The organism is Streptomyces sp. HUAS MS02 (genome assembly GCF_055702265.1).
The window spans coordinates 7,952,093-7,965,618 of the sequence record NZ_CM146747.1 but is presented as its reverse complement, the minus strand read 5'-3'; the positions used below and the strand labels follow the sequence as shown (position 1 = coordinate 7,965,618).

The window sequence follows — 13,526 nt, the reverse complement described above, 5'->3', positions numbered from 1 at the left end:
GATCCTCACCGGCCGGTCTGCCCGGATCCTCACCGGCCGGTCTGCCCGGATACTCATCGGACGGACCGCCCGGAGCGTCACCGCACGGCCCGCCTAGAGCGGGGTGACGTACGCGCCCGAGATACCGCCGTCGACCAGGAAGTCGGTGGCGTTCACGAACGAGGAGTCGTCGCTGGCGAGGAACGCGACGGCGGCCGCGATCTCGGTGGCCTCGGCGAACCGGCCGACCGGGATGTGCACGAGCCGGCGCGCGGCCCGCTCCGGGTCCTTGGCGAACAGCTCCTGGAGGAGGGGGGTGTTCACCGGCCCCGGGCAGAGCGCGTTGACGCGGATGCCCTCCCGGGCGAACTGCACGCCCAGCTCCCGCGACATCGCCAGCACACCGCCCTTGGAGGCCGTGTACGAGATCTGGGAGGTCGCGGCGCCCATGCGGGCCACGAAGGACGCCGTGTTGATGATCGAGCCCTTGCCCTGGCGGCGCATGTAGGGGATGGCGGCCTTGCAGCACAGGTACACGGAGGTCAGGTTGACCTCCTGCACGCGCTTCCAGGCCTCCAGGCCGGTCTCCAGGATGGAGTCGTCGTCGGGCGGGGAGATGCCCGCGTTGTTGAAGGCGATGTCGACGCTGCCGTAGGTGTCGAACGCGGTCTTGAAGAGCGCCTCGACCTGCTCGGGGTCGGTGACGTCGACCTTCACGAAGGTCCCGTCGACCTCCTCGGCGACCGCCTTGCCGCGCGCCTCGTCCACGTCGCCGCAGACGATGTGGGCACCCTCGGCGGCGAGCCGGCGCGCGGTGGCGAGGCCGATGCCGCTGCCGGCACCGGTGATGACGGCGGTGCGGCCGACCAGGCGGCGGCAGATGTTCTCAGGGGACGTCGAGGTCACTGTGCGGGGCCTTCCGTGCTGATGAAGACGTTCTTGGTTTCGGTGAAGGCGGCGAGCGCGTCCGGGCCCAGCTCACGGCCGATGCCGGACTGCTTGAAGCCGCCGAAGGGGGTCCAGTAGCGGACGCTGGAGTGGGAGTTGACGGACAGGTTGCCCGCGCGGACACCCTGCGAGACCCGCAGGGCGCGGCCGACGTCCCGGGTCCAGATGGAGCCGGAGAGGCCGTACGGGGTGTCGTTGGCGAGCCGGATCGCGTCCGCCTCGTCGGTGAAGGGCAGCAGGACGGCTACGGGTCCGAAGATCTCCTCGCGGGCGGCGGCTGAGTCGGGCCGCTCCCCGGTGAGGACGGTCGGCGGGAACCAGAAGCCAGGCCCGTCGGGGGCGCCGCCCCGCAGCCCGGCCGCCTCCTCGGGCACGAACGACCGTACGCGGTCCAGCTGTTGACGGGAGATCAGCGGGCCCATCTGGGTCTTCTCGTCGGCCGGGTCGCCCACCACCACGCCGGCCAGCGACTCGGCGAGCAGGCTCTCGACCTCGTCGTAAACGGACTCCTGGACCAGGACGCGGGTACGGGCGCAGCAGTCCTGGCCGGCGTTGTCGAGGAAGGAGAACGGGTCGACGGCCCTCTTGAGGTCGGCGTCGGCGAAGACGATGTTCGGGCTCTTGCCGCCGAGTTCGAGGGTGACCTGCTTGACCTGGTCGGCGCAGAGTTCCATGACGCGCTTGCCGGTCCGGGTGGAGCCGGTGAACACGATCTTGGCGACGCCGGGGTGCCTGACGAGGGCTTCGCCGGTGATGTCGCCGCGTCCGGGCAGCACCTGGAAGAGGTGTTCCGGAAGCCCTGCCTCCAGGGCGAGTTCGGCGAGGCGCAGCGCGGTGAGCGGCGTGGTCTCGGCGGGCTTGAGGACGACGGCGTTGCCGGCGGCGAGTGCGGGTGCGGTGCCCCAGGCGGCGATCGGCATGGGGAAGTTCCAGGGCGCGATGACGCCGACGACCCCGAGCGGTTCGAGGATCGTGACGTTCATGCCGCCGGGCACCGGGATCTGCCGGCCGGAGAGCCGTTCGACGCCGCCGGCGGCGTAGTCGAGCAGGTCCCGGACGTTTCCCGCCTCCCAGCGGGCGTTGCCGATGGTGTGTCCGGCCTCGCGGACCTCCAGGAGGGCGAGCTCCTCGATGTGGTCGTCGACCACGGCGGCGAAACGGCGCAGGAGCCGGGCCCGGTCGGCGGGGGCCACGGCGGCCCAGGCGTGCTGCGCCTTCTCCGCCCGGCGTACGGCGGCGTCGACGTCGTGCTCGGCGGCGCCCGCGACGGCGGCGATCACCTCCTCCGTCGCCGGATTGAGGACGTCCAGGATGTGGTGCTGGGACAAGGGATGCCTCACAGACGTTCGAAGGAGCGGCGCAGCTCCCAGTCGGTCACTGCGGCGTCGAAGGCGGCCAGCTCGACGCGGGCCATGTTCAGGTAGTGCGCGACGACCTCCTCGCCGAAGGCGGCCTTGGCGATGGGGCTGTGCTCCCAGAGCTCGGCGGCCTGGTGCAGGGTGGTCGGCACATGGTCGTACTCGGCGGTGTAGGCGTTGCCCGCGCACACCTCCGGCAGTTCCAGCTTCTGCTCGATGCCGTACAGACCGGCCGCGATCAGGCCGGCGACGGCGAGGTGCGGGTTGACGTCACCACCGGGGAGCCGGTTCTCGAAGCGCATCGAGCGGCCGTGGCCGACGACCCTGAGGGCGCAGGTGCGGTTGTCGTACCCCCAGGCCACGGCGGTCGGGGCGAAGGAGCCCGGCTGGAACCGCTTGTAGGAGTTGATGTTGGGGGCGTAGAGCAGCGAGAAGTCCCGCAGGGCGGCCAGCTGTCCGGCGAGGAAGTGCCGCATGACCTGGGACATCTCATGCCCGTCGGCCATGACGTTGGTGCCGTCGGCGTCCGCGAGGGAGAGATGGATGTGACAGGAGTTGCCCTCGCGCTCGTTGTACTTCGCCATGAAGGTGAGCGAGACGCCCTCCTGTGCGGCGATCTCCTTGGCGCCGGTCTTGTAGATGGCGTGCTGGTCGCAGGTGACCAGGGCCTCGTCGTACTTGAAGGCGATCTCGTGCTGGCCGGGGTTGCACTCGCCCTTGGCGGACTCGACGGTCAGCCCGGCGGCCGCCATCTCGTTGCGGATCCTTCGCAGGAGGGGCTCGATACGGCCCGTCCCGAGGACCGAGTAGTCGATGTTGTACTGGTTCGCCGGGGTCAGGCCCTTGTAGCCGGCGTCCCAGGCCTGCTCGTAGGTGTCCTTGAAGACGATGAACTCCAGCTCGGTGCCCACGTTGGCCGTGTAGCCCAGTTCCGCGAGGCGCTCCAGCTGGCGGCGCAGGATCTGGCGGGGCGCGGCGACGACCGGGGATCCGTCGTTCCAGGCGAGGTCGGCGATGAGCATGGCCGTGCCCTCGTTCCAGGGCACCCGGCGCAGGGTGGAGAGGTCGGGGTGCATGGCGAAGTCGCCGTAGCCGCGGTCCCAGGAGGACATCGCGTAGCCGTCGACGGTGTTCATCTCGGTGTCGACGGCGAGCAGGTAGTTGCAGCCCTCGGTGCCGTGGGTGAGCACCTCGTCGAGGAAGAAGCGCGCGGCGAACCGCTTGCCCTGAAGTCGCCCTTGCATGTCGGGGAAGGCCAGGACGACAGTGTCGATCTCACCGCCCGCGACGAGGGTGTGCAGTTCCTCGACGGAGAGCGGGGGTGTGTGGTCTGCCACGGGAAAGCCTCCTAGGGGCTTCTTCGGCCACCCCGGAGCCATTCAGCCATCCGGGAGCCATAAGGTATTACCCGTAACCATTAGTTGGGAAGGGGGAACGGTCACATGTCGCGGACAGGGGCGGAACCGGAGACTCCGTGGGCCGACGACCGACTGGCGTCCGTCCTGCGTCCGGTCCGGGCGGGCAACGGCTTCGAGGAGGCGCTGGAGCAGATCCTCCAAGTGGTCCGGCTCGGCCTGGTGCCCGGCGGCGAACGGCTGCCGGCCGAGCGCGAGCTGGCGGAGCGGCTCGGGATCAGCCGGGTCACGCTGCGCGAGGTGCTGAAGGTGCTCCAGGACCAGGGCCTGATCGAGGCCCGGCGCGGACGGTACGGCGGAACGTTCGTGCTGCCGCGCGCGGAAACCCCGGGCGAGGACGAGCTGCGCCGGCGCCTGAAGGGCATCGACGTCGAGGACACGTTGCGCTTCCGCGAGGTGCTGGAGGTGGGCGCGGCGGGACTGTGCGCGGCACACGGCCTGAGCGACGACCAGACCGAGCGGCTGCGCGGGGCCCTGGCACGCACCCACAACGCGCCGCTCACGGAGTACCGGCGGCTGGACACCCTGCTCCACCTCACCATCGCCGAACTGTCGGGCTCCCCCTCGCTCGCCGCCCAGTACGCGGGCGTACGCGCCGGGGTCAACGACCTGCTCGACTGCATCCCGCTGCTGGTGCGCAACCTGGAGCACTCGCAGCAGCAGCACACGGCGCTGGTGGAGGCCGTGCTCGACGAGGACGCCGAGGCGGCGCGGGAGATCATGCGCGAACACTGCTCGGGCACGGCGGCGCTGCTGCGCGGCTTCCTGGGGTGAGGACGGACCCGACGACCGGACACGAATCTCATGGATTTACGGCCGCGTAACGCAGGGGTATTGCTTTTCGGCCACCCCTCCCACAAAGGTATGGATCCATTCCTTTGAGTGGGGAGAGTGCGTCATGTCCCTGAAAGCCACCGACACCGCCGGCTCGGCGGACGACTACCTGGAGCGCCGGACGCTCCGCCGGGGCAGCGCCGGCTGGGTCCTGCTGACCGGTCTCGGCGTCGCCTACGTCGTCTCCGGCGACTTCTCCGGCTGGAACCTCGGCCTGGCGGAGGGCGGCTTCGGCGGCCTGGCGATCGCCACGGTGCTCATGGGCACCATGTACGCCTGTATGGTCTTCGCCCTCGCCGAACTGTCCGCGATCCTGCCGACGGCGGGCGGCGGCTACGGCTTCGCACGCCGTGCGCTCGGCCCGTGGGGCGGCTTCCTCACGGGCACCGCGATCCTGATCGAGTACGTGCTGGCCCCGGCCGCCATCGTGATCTTCATCGGTGACTATGTGGAGTCGCTGGGTCTGTTCGGCCTGGAGTCCGGCTGGCCGGTCTACTTCGCCTGCTTCGCGATCTTCATCGGCATCCATCTCTGGGGCGTCGGTGAGGCGTTGATCGCCAGCTTCGTCGTCACCGGCATCGCCGTCTTCGCCCTGATCGTGTTCGCCCTGGGCGCGCTGCCCGACTTCAGCGTGTCCGCGCTCGACGACATCCCGGTGGACACCGGCGCGTTCGGCGCGAGTTCCTGGCTGCCCATGGGGCTGCTGGGCATCTGGGCGGCGTTCCCGTTCGGCATGTGGTTCTTCCTGGGCGTCGAGGGTGTGCCGCTGGCCGCCGAGGAGACCAGGGACCCGGCCCGCACGCTGCCGAAGGCCATCCGCTGGTCGATGGGTGTCCTGGTGGTGCTGGCGGTGATCACCTTCGTCGCCGCGGCCGGGGCGCGCGGCTCCGCCGCCATCCAGGACGCCGGCAACCCGCTGGTCGAGGCGCTCCAGCCGGACGGCGAGGCCACGGCGCTCAGCCGTTTCGTGAACTACGCCGGTCTGGCGGGTCTGGTGGCCTCGTTCTTCTCGCTGATCTACGCGGGATCGCGCCAGCTCTTCGCGCTCTCCCGGGCCGGCTACCTTCCCCGGGTCCTGTCCCTCACCAGCGGCCGCAAGGCCCCGTACCTGGGGCTGCTGGTGCCGGGCGCCATCGGTTTCGCGCTGGCCGCCGCGACCGGGGACGGCGGCCGGATGCTGAACATCGCCGTCTTCGGCGCCACCATCAGCTACGCGCTGATGGCTCTGTCGCACATCGTGCTGCGCCGCCGGGAGCCGGGTCTCGAACGGCCGTACCGTACGCCGGGCGGGGTGCTGACCTCCTCGGTCGCCCTCGTCCTCGCGTGCTCGGCGCTGGTGGCGACGTTCCTGGTGGATGTGACGGCGGCGTTCATCGCGCTCGGCGTGTACGCGGTCGCGGCGGCGTACTTCGGGCTCTACAGCCGCAAGCACCTGGTGGCGAAGGCACCGGAGGAGGAATTCGCGGCGCTGGCCGCAGCCGAGGCAGAGTTGGCACGGGACTGAGTGTCGCGTTCCACGGGTTGCGTGGGGCGCGGTGTTCATCGCTCGCACGCGTGAGGAGCAAGTGTGACCAGGCCGTTGATCGGTGTGAGTACGTATCTGGCAGACGCGCGCTGGGGCGTCTGGGAGCTGGAGGCGGCCCTGCTGCCGGTCGGCTACCCCCGGCTCGTGCAGGCGGCCGGCGGCATCGCGGCGATGCTGCCGCCGGACGACCCGGCGCACGCCGCCGGGGCGGTCGCCCGCCTCGACGGCCTGGTCATCGCGGGCGGGCCCGATGTGGACCCCGCCCGCTACGGCGCCGAGCGGTCCCCGCGCTGCGGCCCGGCCGCGCCCGAGCGCGACGCGTGGGAGCTGGCGCTGATCCGGGCGGCGCTGGACACAGGCACCCCGCTCCTCGGCATCTGCCGCGGCATGCAGCTGCTGAACGTCGCCCTCGGGGGCACGCTGATCCAGCACATCGACGACCACGCGGCCGGGATCGGTGTCTTCGGCCGCCACGCGGTGAAGCCCGTACCGGGCACGCGCTACGGCGACCTCGTCCCCGAGGAGACGGACGTGCCGACCTACCACCACCAGGCCGTGGACCGCCTGGGCACCGGCCTGCTGGCCTCGGCCCACGCCTCCGACGGCACGATCGAGGCCATCGAACTGCCCGCCCCCGCCTGGGCGTTGGGCCTGCAGTGGCATCCGGAGATGGGCGAGGACGTACGGGTGATGCGAGCGCTGGTGGCGGCGACGCCCTGAGCGCCCGCCGTCCTCGCCCCCGCCGCCCCTACCCGTCCCATCCTCAACGGACTGCGCCCCTTTGACCCCCACACGTCCGTCCGGTGGGGGCTGGTCGCGCAGTTCCCCGCGCCCCTGAATCCTTCAGGGGCGCGGGGAACTGCGCGAGAAGCCCCACGCACCCGCACCCGACACCGCACCCCTCGGCGCGGTCAGACGGCCGTGGGCCCCCGTGTGAGGCCGAGCAGGTCCCGGGCCGGGCCCGTCGGGCGGTGGCCCGTCGGCCAGACCGCTCGTAGGGCGCGCCGCAGGCGGACGCCGTTCACGGGGACGCGGACCAGACGGCGGGCGGAGAGTTCCTCGCCGAGGGCGAGTTCGCTGAGCACCGCCGGGCCCGCGCCGCTCAGCGCCGAGGACTTGACCGCCGTGGTGGAGGAGAGCTCGATGAGAGGGCGGGCCAGGCCGCCCAGGGCCGTTTCCAGGACCTGCCGCGTGCCGGAGCCCTTCTCGCGCAGGATCAGCGGCGTGGAGGCCAGCTCGGCCGCCTCCAGGGGGTTGCGGCGGCGCGCCCAGGGGTGACTCGGCGCGGTCACGACGATCAGGTGGTCGTGCGCTATCACGGCCGCGTCCAGCCCGGCCGGAACGGTCGGCCCCTCGACGAACCCCAGGTCGGCCTCGTCCGCGAGCAGCCGCTCCGCCACGACCGTCGAGTTGCCCGCGAGGAGCGAGACCGCCGTGTCCGGGCGCGCGGCGCGCAGCGCGATGAGCCAGCCGGGCAGCAGGTACTCGGCGATGGTCATGCTCGCGGCGACCCTGAGCCGGGAATCACGCCGGTCCCGCAGCGCCTGCGCGCCCGCGTCGAACGCCTCGGCCGCCTCCACGATCCGCCGGGCCCAGTCGGTGACGAGCGCCCCCGCGTCGGTGAGCCGGGACCCGCGCGGCGACCGGTCGACCAGCGCCACCCCCAGCTGTCGTTCCATCGAGCGGATACGACTGCTCGCGGCGGGCTGGGTGATGCCCAGCTCCCGCGCCGCCCGCCCGAGCGAGCCCAGCCGGGCCACGGCCAGCAGCAGTTCGAGTGCCCCGAGATCCGGCACCCGATGGGCCAGCCCGCCCCGCTCCCCGTTCGTCTCGCTCATAACCCCAGCTTATGTCCCCATACAACCGGACTCCCTGGTGGGCCCCGCACGGCGGTTGGAAGCTCGACACATGGCCACCGCAGTCCGCCCAGCCCGTCCGTCCACGCCCCACCCTCACCCCCGCCCCCGTCCGGGTGCGCCCGCGTCCCGCCCGCTCCCGTTCCCCGCCCTGCGCCACCTCGGCCCGAACTGGTATGCGCCGGTCATGGGCACCGCCGTCGTGGCCTCCGCCGGGGCCGGACTCCCCCTGGACCTGCCGGGTCTGCGGACGGCCTGCGCGGCGGTGTGGGTGCTCGCTCTCGTCGCCCTGGTCGCCGTCCTCGGTGCCCGCGCCCTGCACTGGACCCACCACCGCGACCAGGCCCGCGCCCACCTCCTGGACCCGGCCGTGGCCCCCTTCCACGGCTGCCTCGCCATGGCCCTGCTGGCCGTAGGCGGCGGTGCCCTGGTCGTCGGCCGCGACTGGATCGGCGTGCGGGCGGCCGTCGCCCTGGACGTCGTGCTCTTCTCCGCCGGGACGGCCGTGGGCCTCGTCGCCGTCGTGGTCGTGCCGTATCTGATGATCGTCCGGCATCGGATCGACGCGGACCGGATCACTCCGGCCCTGCTGCTCCCCCTCGTCGCCCCGATGGTCTCCGCCGCGCTCGGTCCGCTGCTCGCGCCGCACCTGCCGCCCGGGCAGCCCCGGCAGACGCTGCTGTTGGGCTGTCTCGCGCTGTTCGGGCTGAGTCTGCTGGCCACCCTGCTCGTCCTGCCTGCGGTGTGCGGCCGCCTCGTCGCGGCGGGACCGTTGCCGCTCGCGCTGACGCCGAGCCTGTTCCTGGTCCTGGGCCCGCTCGGCCAGTCGACCACCGCCGTGGGCAACCTCGCCGACGCGGCCCCCGGCGCCGTGCCGGCCCCTTACGCGCACGCCTTCACCCCGTTCGCCGTCCTCTACGGTGTCCCCGTCCTCGGCTTCGCGCTGCTCTGGCTCGCGCTCGCCACCGCCCTGGTCGTCCGTGCCCGGCGGCGGGGCATGGGGTTCTCGATGGCCTGGTGGGCCTTCACTTTCCCGGTCGGCACCTGCGCGACCGGTGCGACGGGACTGGCCCGGCACACGGGACTGGTCGCCCTGGACGTCCTCGCCGTCGCGCTGTACGCGCTGCTGCTGGCGGCCTGGGCCACGGCCGCCGTGGGCACCGTGCGCGGTCTGGTCAGCGGAGGGCTGCTCGCAGCGCCGCGTCCAGCACCCGTGGAGCCTCGGCCAGCGACGGCCCGTACCAGGTGAGGTGCCGACCGCTGAGCAGCGCGCAGGGCAGCCCGCCGAACGCCTCGGGGCCGTCGTCGGCGGTGAAGCGGTAGGGCTCGTCGGGCAGGACCACGACATCGGGCGCGGCGGCCCGCAGCTCCTCCACGGGGATCCGGGGATAGCGCTCGGCGTGCCCGGCGTACAGATGGTCCACGCCGAGCCGGGCGAGCACGTCACCGGCGAAGGTGTCCCGGCCGAGAACCATCCACGGCCGACGCCAGACGGGCACGACGGCGGTCGTCCGGCGGCCGGGCGTCAGCGGACCGTCCTCGGCGGCGGCCGGCGGCCGGGCCCACGCCGACTCCGCCTCGTCCAGCCAGCGCGGCCGGGACCGGGCCCCGCAGGCACGCAGCACCCGGTCCAGTTCGGCGAAGGCGCCCGGCACGTCCCGTACCTCGGTGACCAGGACCTCGACCCCCGCCTCCCGCAGGGCGGCCAGGTCCGCCGGGCGGTTCTCCTCCTCGTTGGCGATCACGAGGTCGGGGGCGAGGCGGGCGATGTCGTCGGTCCTGGGGTTCTTGGTGCCGCCGATCCGGGCCACGTCGAGATCACCCGGGTGGTCGCACCAGTCGGTGGCGCCCACCAGCACGCCGGGCAGCGAGACGGCGACGGCCTCCGTCAGCGACGGGACGAGGGAGACGACCCGGGGGACGGAGCCCATCGTGACCTCACGCGCCCTTGCGGTGACGGTCTTCCAGGGCCTCGATGTGGTCCGCGACGGCGACCACGACCACCCTGGTCTCGGGCTCGGTGGCCCGCCAACGGTGCCGTACGCCACCGGACATGTACAGCGTGTCACCGCGTCCGAGGCGGTGGGCACGGCCCTCGGCCTCGACCTCGACGGCGCCGTCGACGACGTACATCAGCTCGTCGTTGCGGTGCTGGACCTCACGGCCCTCGTCGTGATCGCCGGTGAACTCCATGGCGTGCAACTGGTGGTGACCGCGCACCAAGGAGCGCGAGCAGGAGTCCGGGGGCGTGAAACCGTCCTCGTCGGCGGCGCGCACCACGTCGACGCTGCACGCCGGATCGGCCGCGGCGAGTAGTTCGACGGCGGTGGTGCCGAGGGCGTCCGCGATGCGTTCCAGGGAGGGCCTGCTGGGGCGGGCCCGTTCGTTCTCGACCTGGCTGAGGAAGGGGACCGACAGGCCGCTGCGCTCGGCCACGGCGGCGAGGGTGAGCTCCTGTGCCCGGCGCCGCCGCCGGACGGCCGCGCCCACCCGAAGGGGCTGTTCTTTGTGGTCGCCCATAGCTCCGGCTCCCTCCTTCGCTCGTCGGTCGGCTCGCGGACACCCGCCGGGCGGGCCCGCGAACGCTCATCGGTCCGGTTACGGATGCCCACCCGTCCGGCACTCACCGGGCGCGCTTCTCCTGATGAGTTCTCTGCACCCTACGCATGTTCGGCAAACCGTTTCACGCGCCCGTCACATCCCTGTAAACCGGCGGGGGGTCCATGCTCACACTTCTCGCCAGCCGCGCCACCCTTCCACCTTCCCCTCCCACGGCCTCCTCGTGCCGCACGAGGGCGCAGAGGCAGCCCCGGAGAACGCGCGGCGTGACACGGTCCGTACACCCGGTCACCGACTCTCCCTGGCGACTCCGCCGCCCGCGACACCCGTCCCGCGCAGCCAGGACACCGTCCCGGGCGCCTCCGCCGGACCACCTGCCGACCATGAAGTCACGCACCGCGAAAGGCAGTTACCCAACCGAGAGCGGACCGTCCCACCGCCCGACGGGCCGCCGGGCCGGGTGGATGCGGACCGCTCCAGGGTTGTCCGGATCTCTACTCGCACGCCAGTACGCGACTCCCCTCATCCGTTCGGAAAGTCGCGTCCTGCTGCCTCACTCCGCCGCTTCACACGGCCGTCGCGTCGATCCACTTCTCGGCGCCCTCGCCCTCCCGGCCCCGCCCGGCCTTCCGGACGGCCTGCTCCGGGCTCATCAGCTCGTCCGGGGTCATGTACCAGTTCTTCGGCCGGCCGTTCAGCGATCTCCAGCGACGTCCTGTCGTACCAGGCGCCGAGGTCGACGAGATCGTTCTTGTACTTGTCCCAGTACGACTTCTGCGCGACCGGCGGCCAGGCGTCGAACTCGACGTCGAACCTGGCCGGTGGACAGGCCCGTGAACAGCGGGCCGATGTCGAGCCTGGTCTTCTTCGGTCGGTAGCCGCGCTTCTCCAGGACGTTCTCCCATGGCGGCTCGCTGTCGTGCCGAAGCCGTCGGCTGTTGCGCGAGGCCGTGTGTCTGTGGTGTACGGCATGATGCGGGGCGTGACCCGACGCCTGATGCTCCTCGACACCGCCTCGCTGTACTTCCGCGCCTACTTCGGGGTGCCGGAATCCGTGAAGGCCCCGGACGGCACCCCGGTGAACGCCGTGCGCGGGCTCCTCGAATTCATCGACCGGCTGGTCAAGGACCACCGGCCGACGGACCTGGTGGCCTGCATGGACGCCGACTGGCGGCCGCAGTGGCGGGTCGACCTCATCCCCTCCTACAAGGCGCACCGCGTCGCCGAGGAGCACGAGGCCGGACCGGACGAGGAGGAGGTGCCGGACACCCTCTCGCCGCAGGTGCCGGTCATCGAGGCGGTGCTGGACGCGCTCGGCATCGCGCGCGTGGGCGTCGCCGGGTACGAGGCGGACGACGTGATCGGCACCTTCACGGCCCGGGCGAAGGACCCGGTCGACATCGTCACCGGCGACCGCGACCTGTACCAGCTGGTCGACGACGAGCGCGAGGTGCGGGTGCTCTATCCGCTGAAGGGCGTGGGCACGCTGCAGCTCACCGACGAGGCGTGGCTGCGCGAGAAGTACGGGGTGGTCGGACGCGGGTACGCGGACCTGGCCCTGCTGCGCGGCGACCCGAGCGACGGTCTGCCCGGTGTGCCGGGCATCGGCGAGAAGACGGCGGCGAAACTGCTCGACCAGTTCGGCGACCTGGCCGGGATCATGGCCGCGGTCGACGACCCGGCGGCGAAACTGACCCCGTCGCAGCGCAAGAGGCTCGACGAGGCGCGGGCCTATGTCGCGGTCGCGCCCAAGGTGGTCCTGGTGGCGGCCGACGTACCCTTGCCGGACGTCGACACGGCGCTGCCGCGCGAACCGCGGGATCCGGCGGCGTTGGAGGCGATCGCGGCGCGCTGGGGGCTCGGCGGATCGTTGCAGAGGCTCCTGGCGACGCTCGGAACATGAGAAGTGCGCCTCGGACGGGGCGTAACGCCGGAGGGCGGGGTGACACTTCGGTAGTGAGGGTTCTGAGGCGCGATTCACATCGAGAAGGCCTCTTACACGCTCCGAGCGTGGGGTGTTCATCAGGGGGAGATGATAACTTAGGTAAGCCTTAGCTAGGTATTTGGGAGGCCGTTATGGCAGAGCGTCCGGAACGCAGGACCCCGAAGCCCCACACCGCGCGAGTCGTCCGCACCGAGCGACTCACTCCGCATATGCAGCGCGTCGTACTCGGTGGCGACGGCCTCGCCGAGTTCTCCCTGCGCGGCAGCACCGATCATTACGTGAAGCTCCTGTTCGGCCCCGAGGGTGTGACCTACCCGGAGCCCTTCGACATCGAGCGGATCCGCGCGGAGTTCCCCCGGGACCAGTGGCCGGTGACCCGGACGTACACCGTGCGCGCCTGGGACCCCGAACTGCGCGAGCTGACCCTCGACTTCGTGCTGCACGGCGACGAGGGCATCGCCGGTCCGTGGGCCACCCGCGTCCAGCCGGGCGAGCTGATCCGTTTCCTGGGCCCCGGCGGCGCGTACGCGCCCAACCCGGAGGCCGACTGGCACCTCCTCGTCGGTGACGAGTCCGCCCTGCCGGCGATCGGCGCCTCGCTGGAGGCCCTGCCCGACGGCGCCCGCGCGCACGCGATCGTCGAGGTCGCCGGCGCCGAGGAGGAGCAGAAGATCAACTCCGATGTGGAGGTGGTCTGGCTGCACCGCGGCGACCGTCCCGTGGGCGCGGCCCTCGTCGAGGCCGTACGCGCGCTGGAGTTCCCCGAGGGCCGGCTGCACGCCTTCGTCCACGGCGAGGCCGGCTTCGTCAAGGAGCTGCGTCGGCTGCTCCGCGTCGAACTGGCGGTTCCCCGCGAGGACTTGTCCGTCTCCGGCTACTGGCGCCTCGGCCACGACGAGGACGGCTGGCAGGCCTCGAAGAAGGAGTGGAACGCCCGCGTGGAGGCCGAGCAGGAGAGCACGCCCAGGACGGTGTGACCACCACGCCCGACGCCCCGACCGCGCGCCCTGCCCGGCCGGACCGCGGCTTCCCCGGGACAAGCCCCGTGCCCCGGGCGGCCGCGGCTTCCCCGGGACAAAGCCCGGTTCACCCGTTTGAATGAACCAT

General features: G+C 72.0%; 12 protein-coding genes and 1 pseudogene. 6 read left to right on the top strand and 7 right to left on the bottom strand.

Features of this window, described 5'->3' with window-relative positions; genetic code table 11:
* Nucleotides 1-93 precede the first annotated feature (93 nt).
* From ACZ9QC_RS34355 to ACZ9QC_RS34345, 3 genes are read right to left on the bottom strand one after another with little or no spacing between them, the layout of a single operon-like run.
* The gene (locus ACZ9QC_RS34355; RefSeq protein WP_472916658.1) at nucleotides 94-885 is read right to left on the bottom strand and encodes a 3-oxoacyl-ACP reductase; all 792 of its coding nucleotides are present in this window, start codon (nucleotides 883-885) and stop codon (nucleotides 94-96) included.
* Entirely contained in the window at nucleotides 882-2,255 is a 1,374-nt protein-coding gene (locus tag ACZ9QC_RS34350; protein ID WP_472916657.1) for an aldehyde dehydrogenase family protein, read from the bottom strand. Before ACZ9QC_RS34350 ends, ACZ9QC_RS34355 begins: the two co-directional genes overlap by 4 nt.
* An 8-nt stretch (nucleotides 2,256-2,263) precedes the next feature.
* Nucleotides 2,264-3,622, bottom strand: coding sequence for a glutamine synthetase family protein (locus tag ACZ9QC_RS34345; RefSeq protein ID WP_472916656.1), 1,359 nt, complete (start codon nucleotides 3,620-3,622; stop codon nucleotides 2,264-2,266).
* Nucleotides 3,623-3,727: 105 nt separating this feature from the next.
* Between ACZ9QC_RS34345 and ACZ9QC_RS34340 the strand changes: the two genes are divergently transcribed.
* The 3 genes from ACZ9QC_RS34340 (at nucleotide 3,728) to ACZ9QC_RS34330 (ending at nucleotide 6,779) form a co-directional block, all read left to right on the top strand.
* Nucleotides 3,728-4,474: a FadR/GntR family transcriptional regulator gene (locus ACZ9QC_RS34340; RefSeq protein ID WP_472916655.1), complete on the top strand. Its 747-nt coding sequence runs from the start codon at nucleotides 3,728-3,730 to the stop codon at nucleotides 4,472-4,474.
* A 124-nt stretch (nucleotides 4,475-4,598) separates the two neighbouring features.
* Nucleotides 4,599-6,038, top strand: a complete 1,440-nt coding sequence (eat, locus tag ACZ9QC_RS34335; protein ID WP_472916654.1) for an ethanolamine permease — start codon at nucleotides 4,599-4,601, stop codon at nucleotides 6,036-6,038.
* A 63-nt stretch (nucleotides 6,039-6,101) separates the two neighbouring features.
* Nucleotides 6,102-6,779 carry a gamma-glutamyl-gamma-aminobutyrate hydrolase family protein gene (locus tag ACZ9QC_RS34330; RefSeq protein WP_472916653.1) on the top strand — a complete coding sequence of 226 codons (678 nt, stop codon included), beginning with the start codon at nucleotides 6,102-6,104 and terminating at the stop codon, nucleotides 6,777-6,779.
* A gap of 191 nt (nucleotides 6,780-6,970) precedes the next feature.
* Here ACZ9QC_RS34330 and ACZ9QC_RS34325 read toward each other — a convergent pair whose 3' ends face one another.
* Nucleotides 6,971-7,897, bottom strand: coding sequence for a LysR family transcriptional regulator (locus tag ACZ9QC_RS34325; protein WP_472916652.1), 927 nt, complete (start codon nucleotides 7,895-7,897; stop codon nucleotides 6,971-6,973).
* Between the two features lie 70 nt (nucleotides 7,898-7,967).
* Here ACZ9QC_RS34325 and ACZ9QC_RS34320 point away from each other — a divergent pair, with 70 nt between their 5' ends.
* Nucleotides 7,968-9,164 (top strand): TDT family transporter, encoded by a 1,197-nt coding sequence (locus tag ACZ9QC_RS34320; RefSeq protein ID WP_472916651.1) that lies wholly within the window; start codon nucleotides 7,968-7,970, stop codon nucleotides 9,162-9,164.
* Here the strand turns inward: ACZ9QC_RS34320 and ACZ9QC_RS34315 are convergent.
* The 3 genes and pseudogenes from ACZ9QC_RS34315 to ACZ9QC_RS34305 form a co-directional block, all read right to left on the bottom strand.
* Entirely contained in the window at nucleotides 9,091-9,846 is a 756-nt protein-coding gene (locus ACZ9QC_RS34315; protein ID WP_472916650.1) for a helical backbone metal receptor, read from the bottom strand. The two genes, ACZ9QC_RS34320 and ACZ9QC_RS34315, sit on opposite strands and share 74 nt — an antisense overlap.
* A 7-nt stretch (nucleotides 9,847-9,853) precedes the next feature.
* On the bottom strand, nucleotides 9,854-10,435 hold the full coding sequence (locus tag ACZ9QC_RS34310) for a helix-turn-helix domain-containing protein (protein ID WP_472916649.1): 582 nt from the start codon (nucleotides 10,433-10,435) through the stop codon (nucleotides 9,854-9,856).
* Nucleotides 10,436-11,170: 735 nt separating this feature from the next.
* Nucleotides 11,171-11,378: pseudogene (locus tag ACZ9QC_RS34305) on the bottom strand (glycine betaine ABC transporter substrate-binding protein); the annotation flags it as partial.
* A gap of 69 nt (nucleotides 11,379-11,447) precedes the next feature.
* Here ACZ9QC_RS34305 and ACZ9QC_RS34300 point away from each other — a divergent pair.
* Both ACZ9QC_RS34300 and ACZ9QC_RS34295 read left to right on the top strand, forming a co-directional pair.
* Nucleotides 11,448-12,377, top strand: coding sequence for a 5'-3' exonuclease (locus ACZ9QC_RS34300; protein WP_472921893.1), 930 nt, complete (start codon nucleotides 11,448-11,450; stop codon nucleotides 12,375-12,377).
* Between the two features lie 173 nt (nucleotides 12,378-12,550).
* Nucleotides 12,551-13,396, top strand: coding sequence for a siderophore-interacting protein (locus ACZ9QC_RS34295; RefSeq protein ID WP_472916648.1), 846 nt, complete (start codon nucleotides 12,551-12,553; stop codon nucleotides 13,394-13,396).
* Nucleotides 13,397-13,526 lie beyond the last annotated feature (130 nt).